This is a genomic window from Rhizobium sp. L43, assembly GCF_002531725.1.
Lineage (GTDB): Bacteria > Pseudomonadota > Alphaproteobacteria > Rhizobiales > Rhizobiaceae > Rhizobium.
In genome coordinates, this window is record NZ_NWSQ01000009.1 from 79,615 (window position 1) to 94,666 (window position 15,052).

General features: G+C 58.9%; 18 protein-coding genes. 8 read left to right on the forward strand and 10 right to left on the reverse strand.

All coding sequences use genetic code 11. From position 1 onward, the window contains the following. Window positions 1-146 precede the first annotated feature (146 nt). From CO667_RS13505 to CO667_RS13515, 3 genes are all read right to left on the reverse strand, one after another. The gene (locus CO667_RS13505; RefSeq protein WP_037094675.1) at window positions 147-350 is read right to left on the reverse strand and encodes a DUF3126 family protein; all 204 of its coding nucleotides are present in this window, start codon (window positions 348-350) and stop codon (window positions 147-149) included. Between the two features lie 140 nt (window positions 351-490). Next, window positions 491-1,324 carry a serine O-acetyltransferase gene (cysE, locus tag CO667_RS13510; RefSeq protein ID WP_097618860.1) on the reverse strand — a complete coding sequence of 278 codons (834 nt, stop codon included), beginning with the start codon at window positions 1,322-1,324 and terminating at the stop codon, window positions 491-493. 128 nt (window positions 1,325-1,452) lie between these two features. Continuing rightward, window positions 1,453-2,250 carry an alpha/beta hydrolase gene (locus CO667_RS13515; RefSeq protein ID WP_097618861.1) on the reverse strand — a complete coding sequence of 266 codons (798 nt, stop codon included), beginning with the start codon at window positions 2,248-2,250 and terminating at the stop codon, window positions 1,453-1,455. A 170-nt stretch (window positions 2,251-2,420) separates the two neighbouring features. Between CO667_RS13515 and CO667_RS13520 the strand changes: the two genes are divergently transcribed. Together CO667_RS13520 and CO667_RS13525 are read left to right on the forward strand one after the other, a co-directional pair. After that, window positions 2,421-2,666, forward strand: a complete 246-nt coding sequence (locus tag CO667_RS13520) for a zinc-finger domain-containing protein (RefSeq protein WP_097618862.1) — start codon at window positions 2,421-2,423, stop codon at window positions 2,664-2,666. Window positions 2,667-2,693: 27 nt separating this feature from the next. Next, on the forward strand, window positions 2,694-3,848 hold the full coding sequence (locus CO667_RS13525; RefSeq protein ID WP_097618863.1) for an FAD-dependent monooxygenase: 1,155 nt from the start codon (window positions 2,694-2,696) through the stop codon (window positions 3,846-3,848). Between the two features lie 31 nt (window positions 3,849-3,879). Here the strand turns inward: CO667_RS13525 and CO667_RS13530 are convergent, their stop codons facing one another. Next, a complete protein-coding gene (locus CO667_RS13530) occupies window positions 3,880-5,070 on the reverse strand; it encodes a cystathionine beta-lyase (protein WP_097618864.1) in 1,191 nt (396 codons plus the stop codon). Between the two features lie 360 nt (window positions 5,071-5,430). Here CO667_RS13530 and CO667_RS13535 point away from each other — a divergent pair, with 360 nt between their 5' ends. The 4 genes from CO667_RS13535 to CO667_RS13550 all read left to right on the forward strand — a co-directional run bounded on the left by CO667_RS13535 (window position 5,431) and on the right by CO667_RS13550 (window position 9,707). After that, entirely contained in the window at window positions 5,431-6,456 is a 1,026-nt protein-coding gene (locus CO667_RS13535) for an amino acid ABC transporter substrate-binding protein (RefSeq protein ID WP_097618865.1), read from the forward strand. Window positions 6,457-6,557: 101 nt separating this feature from the next. Beyond that, complete coding sequence (locus CO667_RS13540; RefSeq protein WP_097618866.1) at window positions 6,558-7,760, forward strand: amino acid ABC transporter permease; 1,203 nt, start codon at window positions 6,558-6,560, stop codon at window positions 7,758-7,760. Window position 7,761: 1 nt separating this feature from the next. Further along, window positions 7,762-8,916 (forward strand): amino acid ABC transporter permease, encoded by a 1,155-nt coding sequence (locus CO667_RS13545; RefSeq protein WP_097618867.1) that lies wholly within the window; start codon window positions 7,762-7,764, stop codon window positions 8,914-8,916. Window positions 8,917-8,933: 17 nt separating this feature from the next. Then, window positions 8,934-9,707, forward strand: coding sequence for an amino acid ABC transporter ATP-binding protein (locus CO667_RS13550; protein ID WP_097618868.1), 774 nt, complete (start codon window positions 8,934-8,936; stop codon window positions 9,705-9,707). A 62-nt stretch (window positions 9,708-9,769) separates the two neighbouring features. Here the strand turns inward: CO667_RS13550 and CO667_RS13555 are convergent, their stop codons facing one another. Then, window positions 9,770-10,435 (reverse strand): hypothetical protein, encoded by a 666-nt coding sequence (locus tag CO667_RS13555; protein ID WP_097619004.1) that lies wholly within the window; start codon window positions 10,433-10,435, stop codon window positions 9,770-9,772. Between the two features lie 507 nt (window positions 10,436-10,942). Between CO667_RS13555 and CO667_RS13560 the strand changes: the two genes are divergently transcribed. Both CO667_RS13560 and CO667_RS13565 read left to right on the forward strand, forming a co-directional pair. Beyond that, window positions 10,943-11,377: a DUF3597 domain-containing protein gene (locus tag CO667_RS13560; RefSeq protein WP_097618869.1), complete on the forward strand. Its 435-nt coding sequence runs from the start codon at window positions 10,943-10,945 to the stop codon at window positions 11,375-11,377. 171 nt (window positions 11,378-11,548) lie between these two features. Next, window positions 11,549-11,860 (forward strand): hypothetical protein, encoded by a 312-nt coding sequence (locus CO667_RS13565; protein ID WP_097618870.1) that lies wholly within the window; start codon window positions 11,549-11,551, stop codon window positions 11,858-11,860. A gap of 101 nt (window positions 11,861-11,961) precedes the next feature. Here the strand turns inward: CO667_RS13565 and CO667_RS13570 are convergent, their stop codons facing one another. From CO667_RS13570 to CO667_RS13590, 5 genes are all read right to left on the reverse strand, one after another. Beyond that, entirely contained in the window at window positions 11,962-12,141 is a 180-nt protein-coding gene (locus CO667_RS13570) for a hypothetical protein (protein WP_097619005.1), read from the reverse strand. 73 nt (window positions 12,142-12,214) lie between these two features. Beyond that, window positions 12,215-12,424, reverse strand: coding sequence for a cold-shock protein (locus CO667_RS13575; RefSeq protein ID WP_097618871.1), 210 nt, complete (start codon window positions 12,422-12,424; stop codon window positions 12,215-12,217). A 247-nt stretch (window positions 12,425-12,671) separates the two neighbouring features. Next, on the reverse strand, window positions 12,672-13,280 hold the full coding sequence (locus CO667_RS13580; RefSeq protein ID WP_097618872.1) for a DUF2026 family protein: 609 nt from the start codon (window positions 13,278-13,280) through the stop codon (window positions 12,672-12,674). Window positions 13,281-13,408: 128 nt separating this feature from the next. Continuing rightward, window positions 13,409-13,996, reverse strand: coding sequence for a shikimate kinase (locus tag CO667_RS13585; RefSeq protein WP_097618873.1), 588 nt, complete (start codon window positions 13,994-13,996; stop codon window positions 13,409-13,411). A 95-nt stretch (window positions 13,997-14,091) separates the two neighbouring features. After that, entirely contained in the window at window positions 14,092-14,640 is a 549-nt protein-coding gene (locus tag CO667_RS13590; RefSeq protein ID WP_097618874.1) for a chloramphenicol phosphotransferase, read from the reverse strand. Window positions 14,641-15,052 lie beyond the last annotated feature (412 nt).

Below are 15,052 nucleotides of genomic sequence, written 5' to 3' on the forward strand. Positions count from 1 at the left end.
GGGCACGTACGTCTTTAACTGATTTTGCTAATATATATCAGAATGCCACAACCGGAAGCTTTAAAAAAAATTTGGTTCGGGAGCAAAAAAACAAAAAAAGACCGGGCGAAACGCGCCGCCCGGTCTCTTGAAGCATTCGAGCGCGATCAAAGATCGACGTCGAGGATCGCCATCGAAAAGTTGTAGGAGCGATCGCCGTCCTCGTCATCGATATAGACGACGCCCAGAAATTCTTCGCCGAGATAGACTTCCGCAGAATCATTCTTGCGCGGACGCGCCTTGACGACGATCTGCGGGTTCAACATGCGTTTGAAATAGGCGTCGAGCTTCTTGATTTCTTCTGGCTTCACTCTGTCATCTCCGTAAACGGTCTTGATTGGCCGCTTCTTGCACAGGAAAAGCAGCGGTGTAAAGGCAAGGGTTGCCGCTTGGCGATTTCTGTCCCCGCTCAGGTTCCGCCGACTTTACCTATCCTTTTTCCAACAGGCGCTCAGATATCGGCGCCGATGACCTGATCCATGTTGCGCGACGGCTCGGAACAACCGGCTTCGCCGACGACCTTGGCCGGCACGCCGGCGACCGTCTTCTTGGGCGGCACCGCATGCAGGACGACGGAGCCGGCGGCGACGCGTGAGCAGTAGCCGATCTCGATATTGCCGAGGATCTTCGCGCCGGCGCCGATCATGACGCCGCTGCCGATCTTCGGATGACGGTCTGCGCCCTCTTTGCCGGTGCCGCCGAGTGTGACGCCGTGCAGGATCGAGACGTTGTCGCCGATAACGGCCGTCTCGCCGACGACGAGGCCGGTGGCATGATCGAGGAAAATGCCCTTGCCGATACGGGCGGCGGGATTGATGTCGGTCTGGAAGACGCTGGAAGAGCGGCTCTGCAGATAGAGCGCAAAATCACGCCGGCCGCGGTTCAGCAGCCAATGGGCCAGACGATGCGTCTGCAGCGCATGGAAACCCTTGAAATAGAGCACCGCCTCCATGAAGCGCAGGCAGGCAGGATCGCGGTCGTAGATCGCCTGGATATCGACACGCAGGATGGAGCTCCATTCCGGCCAGTCGAGCAGCATTTCCTCGAAGGTCTGGCGAAGCAGGTTCGCCTGCATGTCGGGATGATCGAGACGTTCGCAGATGCGGTGGATGACGCATTCCTCGAGCGAATGATAGTTGATCACCGTCGAATAGAGGAAGGCGGCGAGAACCGGGTCCCGTTCGGCAGCGAGCCGGGCTTCCTCACGCAGGCTATCCCAGATGGGATCCATCACCTTCACCGGATGGCCTGTCTCAAAAGCACGGATGTCAGTCTTTGCGACCATCGCCGCTCTCCTCGTTGCCATCAGGAATGCCGTTTTCGGAATGCCAATATATAGAGGAAAACGCCAATAACATAAATGGGTGCCGTCGCCATGGTTTTTTAGCATGGTTTTTCGGCATCACGATGATGTCACTGCCGATGTCCCCCCTTAGCGACCCCTGCGTAGAAGGCCAGCACCGCCTGCTTGAAAACCTTGTCGCCGACGGCGAGCATATGGTCGCGGCCGGGAATATCGAGTGCTTCGGCATTGGGCATCAGCGCCGCCAGCTCCTGCGGCGAGCCGGCAATATCGTCCTTCGTGCCGACGCCGACCAGTGCCGGCATGTCGAGCTTTCCCATATCCGAGCGGGCAACGAGATCGCGCGAGCCGCGGATACAGAGGGCAAGGGCGACGCGGTCGCTTTTGGTCTGCTCGGCGAAGGCGCGGAACATTCGGCCGCGCTCATGCGTCACCTCGTCCAACGAGGGAGCCAGCAGCGCATCGGCGATCGGGTCCCAGTCGCCGACGCCGTCGGTCATGCCGATACCGAGGCCGCCGAGCACCAGCGAACGGACGCGATGCGGATTGGCGAGGGCGGCAAAGACGGAAATGCGCGCACCCATCGAATAACCCATGACATTGGCTTCCGGGATGCCGAGATGATCCAGCAACGCCATCGCATCGCCCGCCATCACCCATGGACGATAGGCTTCGGCATCATGCGGCTTGTCGCTTGCGCCGTGGCCGCGATTGTCGATGGCGATCACCCGGTAGCCGGCATCGCCCAACGTCTTCAGCCAGCCCGGATGCACCCAATTGGCGTTTGCGGTCGAGGCAAAACCGTGGATCAGCAGGACGGGCACGCCGGCCGGATCGCCCTCGTCGAAGAAGGCGAGCTGCAATCCGTCATGGGTAAAGCTTGAAAATCTGGGCGTATTCAGGTTCATCGGGTCTTCCTTTTGGCGCGACCATAATCGAGCGGCCTTTCAGCGTGAAGCCAAAAACTGCGGCTGAAAACCGTGCCGGAAAACTGTTATTGCCGCGGCGCTTTGGCTCTACACATTTGCGGTGAAGGACTATAAGGTCCGCGCACATTTCAAAGCATTCGGAGAGCGACATGGCCGGCCACAACATTCCCCACTTCCAGAACGACGGCGGTCACCGGGTTATCGAGGTCGGCGTCAAGGAATTCATGTGCACCGGCGCTTCGGCTCCCTTCGACCATCCGCATATCTTCATCGACATGGGCGACGACAACGAGAAGGTCTGTTCCTACTGCTCGACGCTCTATCGCTTCAATTCGGCGCTCAAGGCCAACCAGACCAATCCGGCCGGCTGCGTTTTCCATGTGAAGGCGGCGTAGTCGGCCGAGGTCGGGATCGGACGGACAATGCCGGTCGAACATGCCGCCATCATCGGCGCCGGAATATCGGGGCTGACCGCTGCCCTTTCGCTATCGCGGCGCGGCATCAGCTCGGAGATCTTCGAGCAGGCGGGCGAACTCACCGATATCGGCGCCGGATTGCAGGTCTCGCCGAACGCCGCCCGCATCCTTGCCCAACTCGGTATCCTGGAAGACCTGTCGAAGGTCTGGCTCGAGCCGGAAACGATCCGGCTGATATCGGGCAGTTCGTTGCGCCAGCTCGCGGCCGTGCCGGCCGGCAAATTCGCGCGGCAGCGCTGGGGCGCTCCCTATGGCGTTCTGCACCGCACCACATTGCAGAAAGCGCTTCTGGCGGCGGTCGAGGCCGATCCGCTCTGCCGGCTTCATCTCGGCGTGCGGCTGGAATCGGCCCTGCCGGCTTTCGAGCGGGCGGCCGATGTCGTCATCGGAGCGGACGGCGTCTGGTCGAAGCTCCGGCAATCCGTTCCTGATAGTCCCTCCCCGCGCTTTTCCGGCAATATCGCCTACCGCTTCACCATTGCCGAAACGGAAGCGCCGGGTTTCCTCGATCGGACAAGCGTTTGTGCTTTCCTCGGCGGCTCGGCGCATCTCGTCAGCTATCCGCTGAAGGAGACCGGCAGCTTCAACATGGTGGCTATCACCGCCGGCAACATGGCACCGCAGGCCTGGCAAAGCGAGCCGCCGCAAGAGCAGCGCGCGCAGCTCAGGGCGCGGCTTTCCGGCTGGAACGCCGCGATCGTCTCGCTGCTCGAACAACAGCGCAAGCTGACGTTCTGGCCGCTGTTCGAAACCACATCGGGCGCATGGCAGGACGGCCGAAAGACGATTCTGATCGGCGACGCCGCGCATGCGATGATGCCTTTTGCCGCCCAGGGCGCGGCGATGGCGATCGAAGACGGTTACGAACTCGCCGCCTTTCTCTCCAACCATCCCGTGTCGGAAGCGCTGGCACGGTTCGAAAGACATCGGGCGCCACGCATTGCCAAGCTTCGCCAGCGCGGCGCCTTCAACCGGTTCGCCTATCATGCAAAAGGGCCGATCCGGATCGGCCGCGATCTCGTGCTCGGCCTCAAGCCGCCGCAAAGCCTGGCGGCGGACCTCGACTGGATCTACGGCTACCGGGCTCTCAGTCTGCCATAACAGCAAGCGGCGGCAGCGCCCATGCCTGTGGTCAGACGGCGCTTGCGGCAGCAAAACCCCGTTCGATATCGGCTTTCAAGTCGGCGACGTCCTCAAGACCGATCTGCAGGCGGATGACCGCACCATCCGTCGGCGCCTTGGCGACCCTGCGGTCTTTGAGATTGGCGTGCAGGGCCAGGCTTTCAAAGCCGCCCCAGGAATAGCCGAGGCCGAAAATCCTGAGCGCGTCGAGGAAGGCATGTGCCTTTGCCTTGAACTTCTCCGGGCTGTCTGCGGCAAGCACGAAGGAAAAGATGCCGCTGGCGCCCTTGAAGTCGCGCTTCCAGAGATCATGGGACGGGAAACTCGGCAGGGCCGGATGCAGCACGCGGGCGACGTCCTCCCTGCCCTCCAGCCATTCGGCGATTTCAAGCGCGCTTTCATAATGCCGCTCCAGGCGCAGGCCCATGGTGCGCAGTCCGCGCAGGATCTGGTAGGCATCATCGGGTGCGCCGCAGATGCCGAGCACACCATTCGATTCCTTCAGCCGCTCCCAATGCTCGGCATTGGCCGAAACCGTTCCGAGCAGGATGTCGGAATGGCCGGACGGATATTTCGTCGACGCGTGGATCGAGATGTCGACACCATGATCAAGCGGCCGGAAATAGAGCGGCGTCGCCCAGGTATTGTCCATCATGACGATAGCGCCATGGCGGTGCGCAACCGCCGAGATCGCCGGAATATCCTGCATTTCGAAGGTGTTGGAGCCGGGAGCCTCGGTGTGGACAAGCTTGGTGTTCGGCCGGAACAGCGTCTCGATGCCGGCGCCGATCGAAGGGTCGTAATATTCCACCTCGACGCCGAGGCGCTTCAGCATCGTATCGCAGAAATGGCGCGTCGGGCCGTAGACCGAATCGACGACGAGCGCGTGATCGCCGGCGGCGGAAAAGCCCAGGAACGGAATGGTGACGGCCGCAAGACCCGAAGGCACGAGGATCGTGCCGGCCGAACCTTCGAGCGCGTCGATCGCCTCACAAAGCGCATCCGTCGTCGGTGTGCCGCGCGTCCCGTAAGTGTATTTCTGCGCATGCGTCTCCATCGTGCGGGCATTGGGAAACAACACTGTCGAGGCATGCACGACCGGCGGATTGACGAAGCCGTGATAATCGAAAGGGTCGTTGCCGATATGGGTCAGGCGGGTGTTGATGCCGGCATTCTGCAGCACACTGTCTTTATCTTTCATGTCGGAAATAGCCTTTGCGAAGGGTCGCGAAACCAGACTTTTGGACGGCCTGCAGTTTCCGGTCAACCCCTCGAAGCGGTTTGCGTGGGACGTTCGGGAATGATGGAATTTTCGATTTTCGCGTTATTTTTCCGCAATCGGACGCCTATTTCATAGTCAGCCGCCTTCGAATGCGGCGTAATCTACCAAAATTCTGAATTTTGCCGCAATTATTGATGGCGACACTTGACCATAGTGACATTTGCGACTGTGATAGAACAACTCGCGCCGGGAGGGTGTCGAGACATTGGGAGGCGGCAGAGTTTTCGGCCGGACCTTCCCACAAGAAAATACAAGACAACGGAAAAGGTTGGGAAAAAAATGAAGAACAAGCTTCTGTCCGCCACAATCGGCGCAGCAGTTTTCGCTCTTGGCGCTTCGGCTGCTTCGGCCACGACACTCACAGATGTTAAGGCAAAGGGTTTCGTTCAGTGCGGCGTCAACACCGGCCTTACCGGCTTTGCAGCACCCGACGCTTCCGGCAATTGGGCCGGCTTCGACGTCGACTTCTGCAAGGCCGTCGCGTCGGCGGTCTTCGGCGACCCCACCAAGGTCAAGTACACGCCGACCAACGCAAAGGAACGCTTTACTGCGCTGCAGTCCGGCGAAATCGACGTTCTCTCGCGCAATACGACCTGGACGATCAATCGCGACACCGCACTCGGCTTCAACTTCCGTCCTGTCACCTATTATGACGGTCAGGGCTTCATGGTGCGCAAGAGCCTGAACGTGAAGTCGGCTCTCGAACTCTCCGGCGCCGCAATCTGCGTGCAGTCGGGCACGACCACGGAACTGAACCTCGCCGATTACTTCAAGACGAACAATCTGCAGTACAATCCGGTCGTCTTCGAAAATCTTCCTGAGGTCAACGCTGCCTACGACGCCGGTCGTTGCGACGTTTACACGACCGACCAATCCGGTCTCTATTCGTTGCGTCTGACGCTGAAAAATCCGGACGAACACGTCATCCTTCCCGAGATCATCTCCAAGGAGCCGCTTGGCCCAGCCGTCCGTCAGGGTGATGATCAGTGGTTCGATATCGTTTCCTGGACGGCTTATGCGCTGATTAATGCCGAAGAGTTCGGCATCACCCAAGCAAATGTCGACGAGATGAAGAACTCGCCGAACCCTGACATCAAGCGCTTCCTCGGCAGCGAGGCCGACACCAAGATTGGTACCGATCTCGGCCTGACCAATGATTGGGCCGCCAACGTCATCAAGGGCGTCGGCAACTATGGCGAAATCTTCGAGCGCAACATCGGCCAGGGAAGCCCGCTCAAGATCGCACGCGGCCTGAATGCTCTCTGGAACAAGGGCGGCATCCAGTACGCACCGCCGGTTCGTTAATCGAGCTTCAGCATGAAATCCGGGAAGGCGGCCGAGCCGCCCTCCCATCGTCCAAGAGCAAAAAGAAAGCCCGAAAACGGGCACAAGGGGATTGGCGCGGCATGACGCATGGGGCTGTGGATAGGACACCTTTGCATGACACCGGCTGGAGTTTCCGGTCGGCAATGTACGACCCGAAATACCGGAGCATATTTTTCCAGGTTCTAACGATCGTTGTTCTCGTGGCGTTTGTGTGGTGGGTGGCCCACAACACGGCCGTGAACCTTGCCCGCAGCAATACGGCGTCGGGTTTCGGCTTTCTGAGCGGGCGCGCCGGTTTCGAAATCGGCCAGTCGCTGATCGGCTATTCAAGCGACTCGACGTATGCACGCGCGCTTCTCGTCGGCATTCTCAACACCTTGCTGGTGGCGGTAAGCGGTATCGTCACGGCGACCATCATCGGCTTCCTCATCGGGATCGGCCGACTGTCGCACAACTGGCTGATTGCCAAGCTCTGCACGGTCTATGTGGAAATCTTCCGCAACATTCCGCCGCTGCTCGTCATCTTCTTCTGGTATCTCGGCGTTCTCTCCGTCCTGCCGCAGCCGCGCGAATCGCTGGGGCTGCCGTTCAGCATGTTCCTCAACAACAGAGGACTAGCCTTCCCGAAGCCGATCTTCGAGACAGGGATGATAGCGGTCGGCATCGCCCTGCTGATTGCGATTGTCGTCACCATCGTCATGGCGCGCTGGGCCCACAAACGCCAGGCCGCAACCGGCCAGCCGTTCCACACGGTATGGGCATCGATCGGGCTGATCGTCGGTTTGCCGCTGCTGGTCTTCGTTGTCTCCGGCTTCCCGCTCAGCTTCGACGTTCCGGTCGCCGGAAAGTTCAACCTGACGGGCGGCTCCGTCGTCGGCCCCGAATTCATATCGCTGTATCTCGCTCTGTCCTTCTATACCGCTTCGTTCATCGCCGAGATCGTTCGGGGCGGCATTCGCGGCGTTCCAAAGGGGCAATCCGAGGCAGCCGGCGCGCTGGGGCTGCATCCGTCTGGTGTGACGAGACTCGTCGTGGTGCCACAGGCGCTACGCATCATCATTCCGCCGCTGACGAGCCAGTACCTGAACCTGACCAAGAACTCCTCCCTCGCCATCGCGATCGGTTTCTCGGATCTCGTTGCCGTCGGCGGCACGATCCTCAATCAGAGCGGTCAAGCGATCGAGATCGTGTGCATCTGGGGTATCGTCTATCTCAGCTTGAGCATTCTCACGTCGCTGTTCATGAACTGGTTCAATGCCAAGATGGCACTGGTGGAGAGATAAGATGTCGGTCGCCGATAAACCCTTCGTCAGAACGTCCATCCTTGCGGCCGAACCGCCGCCCCGCGGCGAGCGCGGAGCCGCCGCCTGGATACGCCGCAATCTCCTGGCAACCCCGAAAGATATTATCCTGACGATCCTGGCTCTTGCGCTGATCGCATGGGCCGTGCCGCATCTCGTCAACTGGCTGTTCATCCAGGCCGTATGGTCCGGGCCGGACCGCACATTCTGCGCGACGACGATCCAGGGCGGCATCCAGCCCGATGGCTGGAGTGGGGCATGCTGGGCCTTCGTCAGCGCCAAGTACGATCAATTTATCTTCGGCCGCTATCCGCTCGATGAGCGTTGGAGGCCGGCGATCGTCGGGATCCTGTTCATTCTGCTGCTGGTTCCGATGCTGATCCCGTCGGCACCGCGCAAAGGGCTAAACGCCATTCTTCTGTTCGGAGTCCTGCCGGTCATCGCCTTCTGGCTTCTTCACGGCGGCTTCGGCCTCGAAGTGGTGGACACCCCCCTCTGGGGCGGCTTGATGGTGACGCTCGTCCTGTCCTTTGTCGGTATTGCCGTCTCCTTGCCTTGCGGCATTCTGCTTGCGCTGGGGCGCCGCTCGAAGATGCCGGTCATCCGGATGCTCTGCGTGACCTTCATCGAGGTCATTCGAGGCGTTCCGCTGATCACCGTTCTGTTCATGGCAAGCGTCATGCTGCCGCTCTTCCTGCCGACAGGCTGGAACGTGGACAAATTGCTTCGGGCGCTGATCGGTGTTTCGATCTTCACCTCGGCCTATATGGCCGAAGTGATCCGCGGCGGTCTGCAGGCGATCCCGAAGGGACAGTTCGAAGGCGCCGATTCGCTTGGCCTCGGCTATTGGCAGAAGACGCGGCTGATCATCATGCCGCAGGCGATCAAGCTCGTGATCCCGAGCATCGTCAACACCTTCATCGGAACGTTCAAGGACACGTCGCTGGTCACCATTATCGGCATGTTCGACCTGCTCGGCATCGTCAAGCAGAACTTCTCCGATGCCAACTGGGCAAGCGCCGTCACGCCGATCACGGGTCTGATCTTCGCCGGCTTCATCTTCTGGCTGTTCTGCTTCGGCATGTCGCGCTATTCAGGCTTCATGGAACGCCATCTCGATACCGGCCACAAACGATAAGAATGAGGGAAAAAATCATGGCTGAAGCTCCAGCTAAAAAGCTCACCGTTTCCGCAACGGAAGTGGCGGTCGAGATCATCAACATGAACAAGTGGTACGGCGATTTCCACGTACTGCGCGATATCAATCTGAAGGTCATGCGCGGCGAGCGCATCGTCATTGCCGGCCCGTCCGGTTCGGGCAAATCGACGATGATCCGCTGCATCAACCGCCTGGAAGAGCATCAGAAGGGCAAGATCGTCGTCGACGGCACCGAACTGACCAACGATCTGAAAAAGATCGACGAGGTCAGGCGCGAAGTCGGCATGGTGTTCCAGCACTTCAACCTCTTCCCGCACCTGACGATCCTCGAAAACTGCACATTGGCGCCGATCTGGGTGCGCAAAATGCCGAAGAAGCAGGCGGAAGAGATCGCCATGCACTTCCTCAAGCGCGTCAAGATTCCCGAGCAGGCCAACAAGTATCCGGGACAGCTTTCCGGCGGCCAGCAGCAGCGCGTGGCGATCGCCCGGTCGCTGTGCATGAACCCGAAGATCATGCTGTTCGACGAGCCGACCTCGGCGCTCGATCCTGAAATGATCAAGGAAGTGCTCGACACCATGGTTGGTCTTGCCGAGGAAGGCATGACCATGCTCTGCGTCACCCATGAAATGGGCTTTGCCCGCCAGGTCGCCAACCGCGTCATCTTCATGGACCAGGGCCAGATCGTCGAGCAGAATTCGCCGGCCGAGTTCTTCGACAATCCGCAACACGAACGCACCAAGCTGTTCCTCAGCCAGATCCTGCATTAAGCTTGGGAGCTGACGCTTCCTAAAGACCCGCCGCACCTTCCGGTTCGGCGGGTCTTTCACGTTCAGCGCGAGGCTGACGCCTGCAGCAGACTGCAGAGGCCGGCAAGACCGGAATCGGAGCCGCCTGGTGCGGAGCCGCTTGACGCGGAGATATCCGCGCAGCGGACAAGCATCTTGCGCTGCTCATTGACCGGCCTCGCCCGGAAATCTTCCAGGGTGCGGGCCTGCGCTGCGCTGAGGGTGCCCTCAGCTGCGGATCTGTTGCTGCCGCCTGCCCCGTCTGCTGCGCCGGTGGCGCGATCGGCATCGATGCCGCTGCCGCGTCTGACCGAGGCCGTGGCGTTGCTATCCAGCGGATCGGAACTGCCGATGCGTGTATTGAGATCGGCATTGACGCCACGCCCGCCACCGAGCCTGGCATTGGCGTTCGCATCGAGACCATTGCCGCCACCGATGCCGGCATTGACAGCAGCATCAACGCCCCGGCCGCCGCCGGCATCGGCGGTCGCATCGGCATTGACGCCGCTCGAACCGCCGATGGAAGCATTGGCATCGGCGCTAACGCCACGGCCGCCGCCGAGTGATGCCCCGACAGCGGCGCTAACGGCGTTGCCGGCATTCACCGAGACGCCGACATCGATAGCCCGCGCATCGCTTGCCGGCATCGCAAGCAAGGCGCAGCTGGATGCAAGCACTGCCAGGGATAGTCCCTTGTGGTTATGGGTCATGTTTTCCTCCGTTTCCATTGGCCGGGCGATCTTGCCCGGCAGCCGAAAATCGAGGAACGCTCGTGCCTTCGATCGTCTGGATCTCCTGCAACCTGCGGGACATCCATGGCAAGGCAACGTGAAGGTATGAGGAATGTTTCACAACACGGCACGGCAAGTCGGTTCGGCGGCGTGCAATGATCTTTCACGGTTATTGAAATACCAATTGCCGACCCGACTGTGCCAGAATTCGCCATATCTTGCAGCGACTGGAGCACCGAGCGAGTATTTCCTTCCCAGTTGCATCAGGTATCTTCAGAGCCAGAAAGAAAGCTCGGTTCTCGATACGATTGGTGGCGATTGATCCATTTGCAGCGTTTTCGCTGGGATCGCCCGCACCCTGCTTCGGAACCGGATATTCCACCATTGATTGAGATGACTAAAAATAACGCCCCTTCCGCCTGGATATATCAGGTAGGAAGTCCATGTTTCAGCATGTTCTCATTTAATGGAACTGGAGGTTCAAGAATGGGCATTTTCGATAAGATCAAACATGCAATCTTCGGGGAAGCGAAAGCAGCTGAACCCACTGCCGCCGGCGCGCCAAAGACTGAGCCCGCCCAGGCTCCTGCCGCGCCGTCGGCGGCGCCCAGTCCCGCCCCTGCAGCCCCTCCCGCTCAGAGCAAGCCGGCGACATCAACAGCGACAGTCGACATCGTTCCTATCCTCGATGCAGCCGTGAAAAAGAGCGGCCAGAAACTCGATTGGCGCCACTCGATCGTGGACCTGATGAAAGCCGTCGGGATGGATGCGAGCCTTTCCGAACGCAAGGAACTTGCCACCGAGCTCGGCTATACCGGCGACAGCGGCGATTCCGCAAAAATGAACATGTGGCTGCACAAGGCACTGATGAAGCGGCTGTCGGAAAATGGCGGCAAAGTCCCGGCCGATCTCCTGGATTGATCCCTCGCTTGATCAACCACCGATAGCTGCCGCCACTTTGCGGCGGCGGCTACCCTGCCAGAGCTCACGCGGCTGACCGCGGGGCTATGAGGCCCCCTTGCCCACAGGCACTGGAACCAATAACCTCCCGTTCGATTACTTCAATAATCGATCAGGGGAGAAATAAATCCAATGAGATTGATGGCAGTCGTTGGCGTTGCGCTTAGCTTGGCCTGTATTTCGGCCGCAGAATCCCCTTCAAACTATCAATCCTACAGCGGCATCCGGGTCGATACCGATCCGGTTCTTCTGGCTCGCTTCGAGAAAGCGCTCCAACGCTGCGTGCCGGAGGCAGGGTCATGGCGACGAGGCTCGCCCGACCGGCGAAGCCTGCACTACAATGCGGCTCTGAGAAACTGCCTCTATAGACGCAGCTTTGTCGACAGGGGCGTCTACGCCTACCCGATCCCTCAAGTCTACTTCGATCATTTCCTGGATCGCTGAGAAAAGCCGAACAGCTCCAACCCGCCATAGCCCTTCACAGGCCATCAAACACAAACCCCGCCAGATTGGCGGGGCTGTATGCAATTGGCGACCGCTATATATCAGCGTTTAGCGCCACCTGATGGCCGGCCCTTGCCCGTCTGGCGATTGCCGCTTCCGGACGCGGTCTTGGCATCGTTGCCCTGACCGAAGTTGGTGCCGCCGAGATGGCCACCGCCGCTGGTGTTGGCGACCTGGCGCTGCATTTTGCGCAACAGCGCCTCGGCATTGGTCTTGCTCATGAAAATCTCCTCAATGGCCGGAAAATCCAGCCGAAATGCTGCGCTTGCATCCGCGGTCGAAGACCGCGGCATGTCAGGCAGCGACGATATTGCCGGCCGTGCTTTTGCCGGAGCGGCTGTCCTGTATGATGTCGAACCCAACCTTCTGCCCTTTATCCAAGGACGCCATGCCAGCCTGTTCAACGGCTGAAATATGGACGAAGATATCGGCCGAGCCGTTGTCCGGCTGAATGAATCCGAAGCCCCGCGTCGGATCAAAGAATTTGACTGTGCCTGTGTTCATGAACATTCTCCTCTCAAGCGCATAAACAATCGCCCTCCGGCAACTGCCGGACGGCGTAGAAATCGATTTTGAAAGGAAAGATCAGCTGGGCCGCCTGAGGCGCGAACCAAGCTCGACAAGCAATTTCGATGGAAGAATCCGTAGGCCGGCAATGTGTTTAAAACAAGTTTCCGGTGACGAGGTGGGGCGTTACAGCCCGGATAACACGTATAGCGGCGTTCTCTTGGCCAAGACGTCGGGACAGCGATCACCACGCCCCAGCGAGCGCGTTGCCGGAAAGCGGCACCTTTTTCAGCTTTCCGTTTTGATCCGCGACCGATAGCGACGTCTGCAATTGCTTCGGCGACTTTCGAAACCAGTTCGCGGCGATCGTGGCAAGGTCACCGATCATCGCGTGTTTGTGCCAGTCCGCGAAGCGCCGGGCAGTTGCCTCGGGTTCGGCTTGATAAAAGAAATCGCCGGATTGGCCAAGATTGTTGATCGACGAAGCCATTGATGAGAGCGGACGTTGAAACATCTTCGGCGGCACGGAAAGCTCTCGCGCGGTCTCGGAAAATGCCGGGGCCATGAAGTCGATAGCCCAACCATCCGCCTCTACCCAGCAATGGAAATTTTCCCCTGCGCCGGTCACATAGCCGTCTTCGCGATAGTCTGCGAACAGTATGAGCGTGCCCCCGAGATTGTAAGCAGCAAGCCCGCCCTTCGGCGTGGCTTTGATTTTGTAATGCTGTTTGAGGATGAAGGCCCCGAACGTGCTGAAGTACATGCAGGCTGTGGCAGGGTCGGCAGCTTCGTTGATGAGCAGGCTATTGATAACGCGGTAAATCCGATGGTAGTCGCTCTGCTTGATCAACATGGTCGCTCGTCCATAAACTTTAAGGTTTCGCGCAATCACTAGGCGACGGCGGAAACGATGTAAACGACGCGGCACCGATGTCCATGCGGCTTGGCCGAGTGGCAAGCGTGATCCGAAATCCGGCCAGGCTAGGTTCGAAGCATTGATGTAAAACCATCAAGAGAGCGAATGACAGCGTCTGCAACATCGGCGGGATGCTCCATGGATGCCACCAGGGCGTTCCCCTCCCTGAGATAGATCGGAAAGCGCTCCCTAAATTTTCGATCTTCCGTCGCCTGTTGAAATCCGAACCCTCGTTTCAGTTGGCGTTCAACAACAACCGCGGTTGCGGCCTCAATGTCCAGCGACGGCAGCAAGACAATGCCATAGCCGGTGGAAACCAATCTTCGGGCTTCGCCGTAATCATGGGTGCCTGCTTGCGCCGCCAGGAACCCCGATGGCGTGACAAATATATTCGGCGCTGGATTTGCCATCAGCAGATGTTTCGCAAGCGCCAGGTTTTCCGCGCGATAACGCTCATAACCGTGGGAAGCAATGAACGTTCCAATCGTCTCCAGACGCTCGCAGAACTCCAGATCGAGGTCGATAAGCCCCCAACCGAGTTTCCCCGCGAGTTGACGGCCGAGCGTCGATTTTCCGACGCCGCCCGGTCCCAGAAGGAAAATGGTCTCACATGGCCGCCACGGCCTGCGAACCTCAATGTGCGTTTGTGCCATCGACCGCAACCTCAATTGCAGCCGTTCCAGCAGCCAATAGCTTGCCAGAACGACTCACCTACCCGCCTTCAGGCGTATCGACGATCGTAGCGATTTCACGCCGACCGGTCGGCAAGAACCTTCAAAATATGATCCTGGATCGCGGCGGCCGTTTTTTCCGGTGATGCGGCAGTGACGTCGAGGACCAATGTGTTTGGATGAAGTGGATCTAAAACCCGTGCTTTCCGACTGCGGTTCCTGGAGGCTGCCACGTCGGTGGATTTCAACTTTTCGCGTCGCTCGGGGTTCGAAACGCGGCGAGCCAGCTCCTCTTCATCACAAAGCATCCGCACCGGCACCAGAACGACGGCACAGGCTTCAGCGGCATTGGCGATCTGTTGAAAGGTACGAAGGCTTCGCTCATCACCCTCGAGACCGGCATGCGTGAAAATGAAGTTGGCGGACGGCGCATAAGCAATGATTGCGTCAAGCACGGCTTGCCGAACCCGACCTGTGAACTCCCATACTCCCTTTGGAAGCGACGCCGTTCCATCCTCATCCAGCAGGCGCAGTATCGGGTTATTGATCCAGTGGTTATCGACAATTTTTGCCGAAACCATCGCGCTCAACTCCTGCGCGATGGTCAGCTTCCCAACTCCGGGAATCCTATGAACACTATGCCAATACCCGTCTTTCGCGACACCTTTTGGAGGCAGAGGGAGGTCGAATCGGCGGCCATCACCGCCGCCTATTGCTATCTCATCAGTCCCAATATCGAGGCGATTCAGCCCAAAATAGCTAGATTCGGAAAAAAAATGTCGATTCCGCCATTGGCGGGAGGAATCCCGTTACGCCCCTCAGATTTTTCAAATGTTTTCAACGGATGCATATCTCTATAGTTGCAGAAAGAATAATTCGCGGTAGGCGAGATATAAATATTGACATAATTTGGGCGACTCGAAATTCACCAAGTATTTCAAACTGTAACTTCTGATAGATTTGGATAATGTGGCAGCAATATGGCTATGATTCTCAAGCACTTACTGTCTAGTTGCTGTTGCACCCTCCGCAACCTCG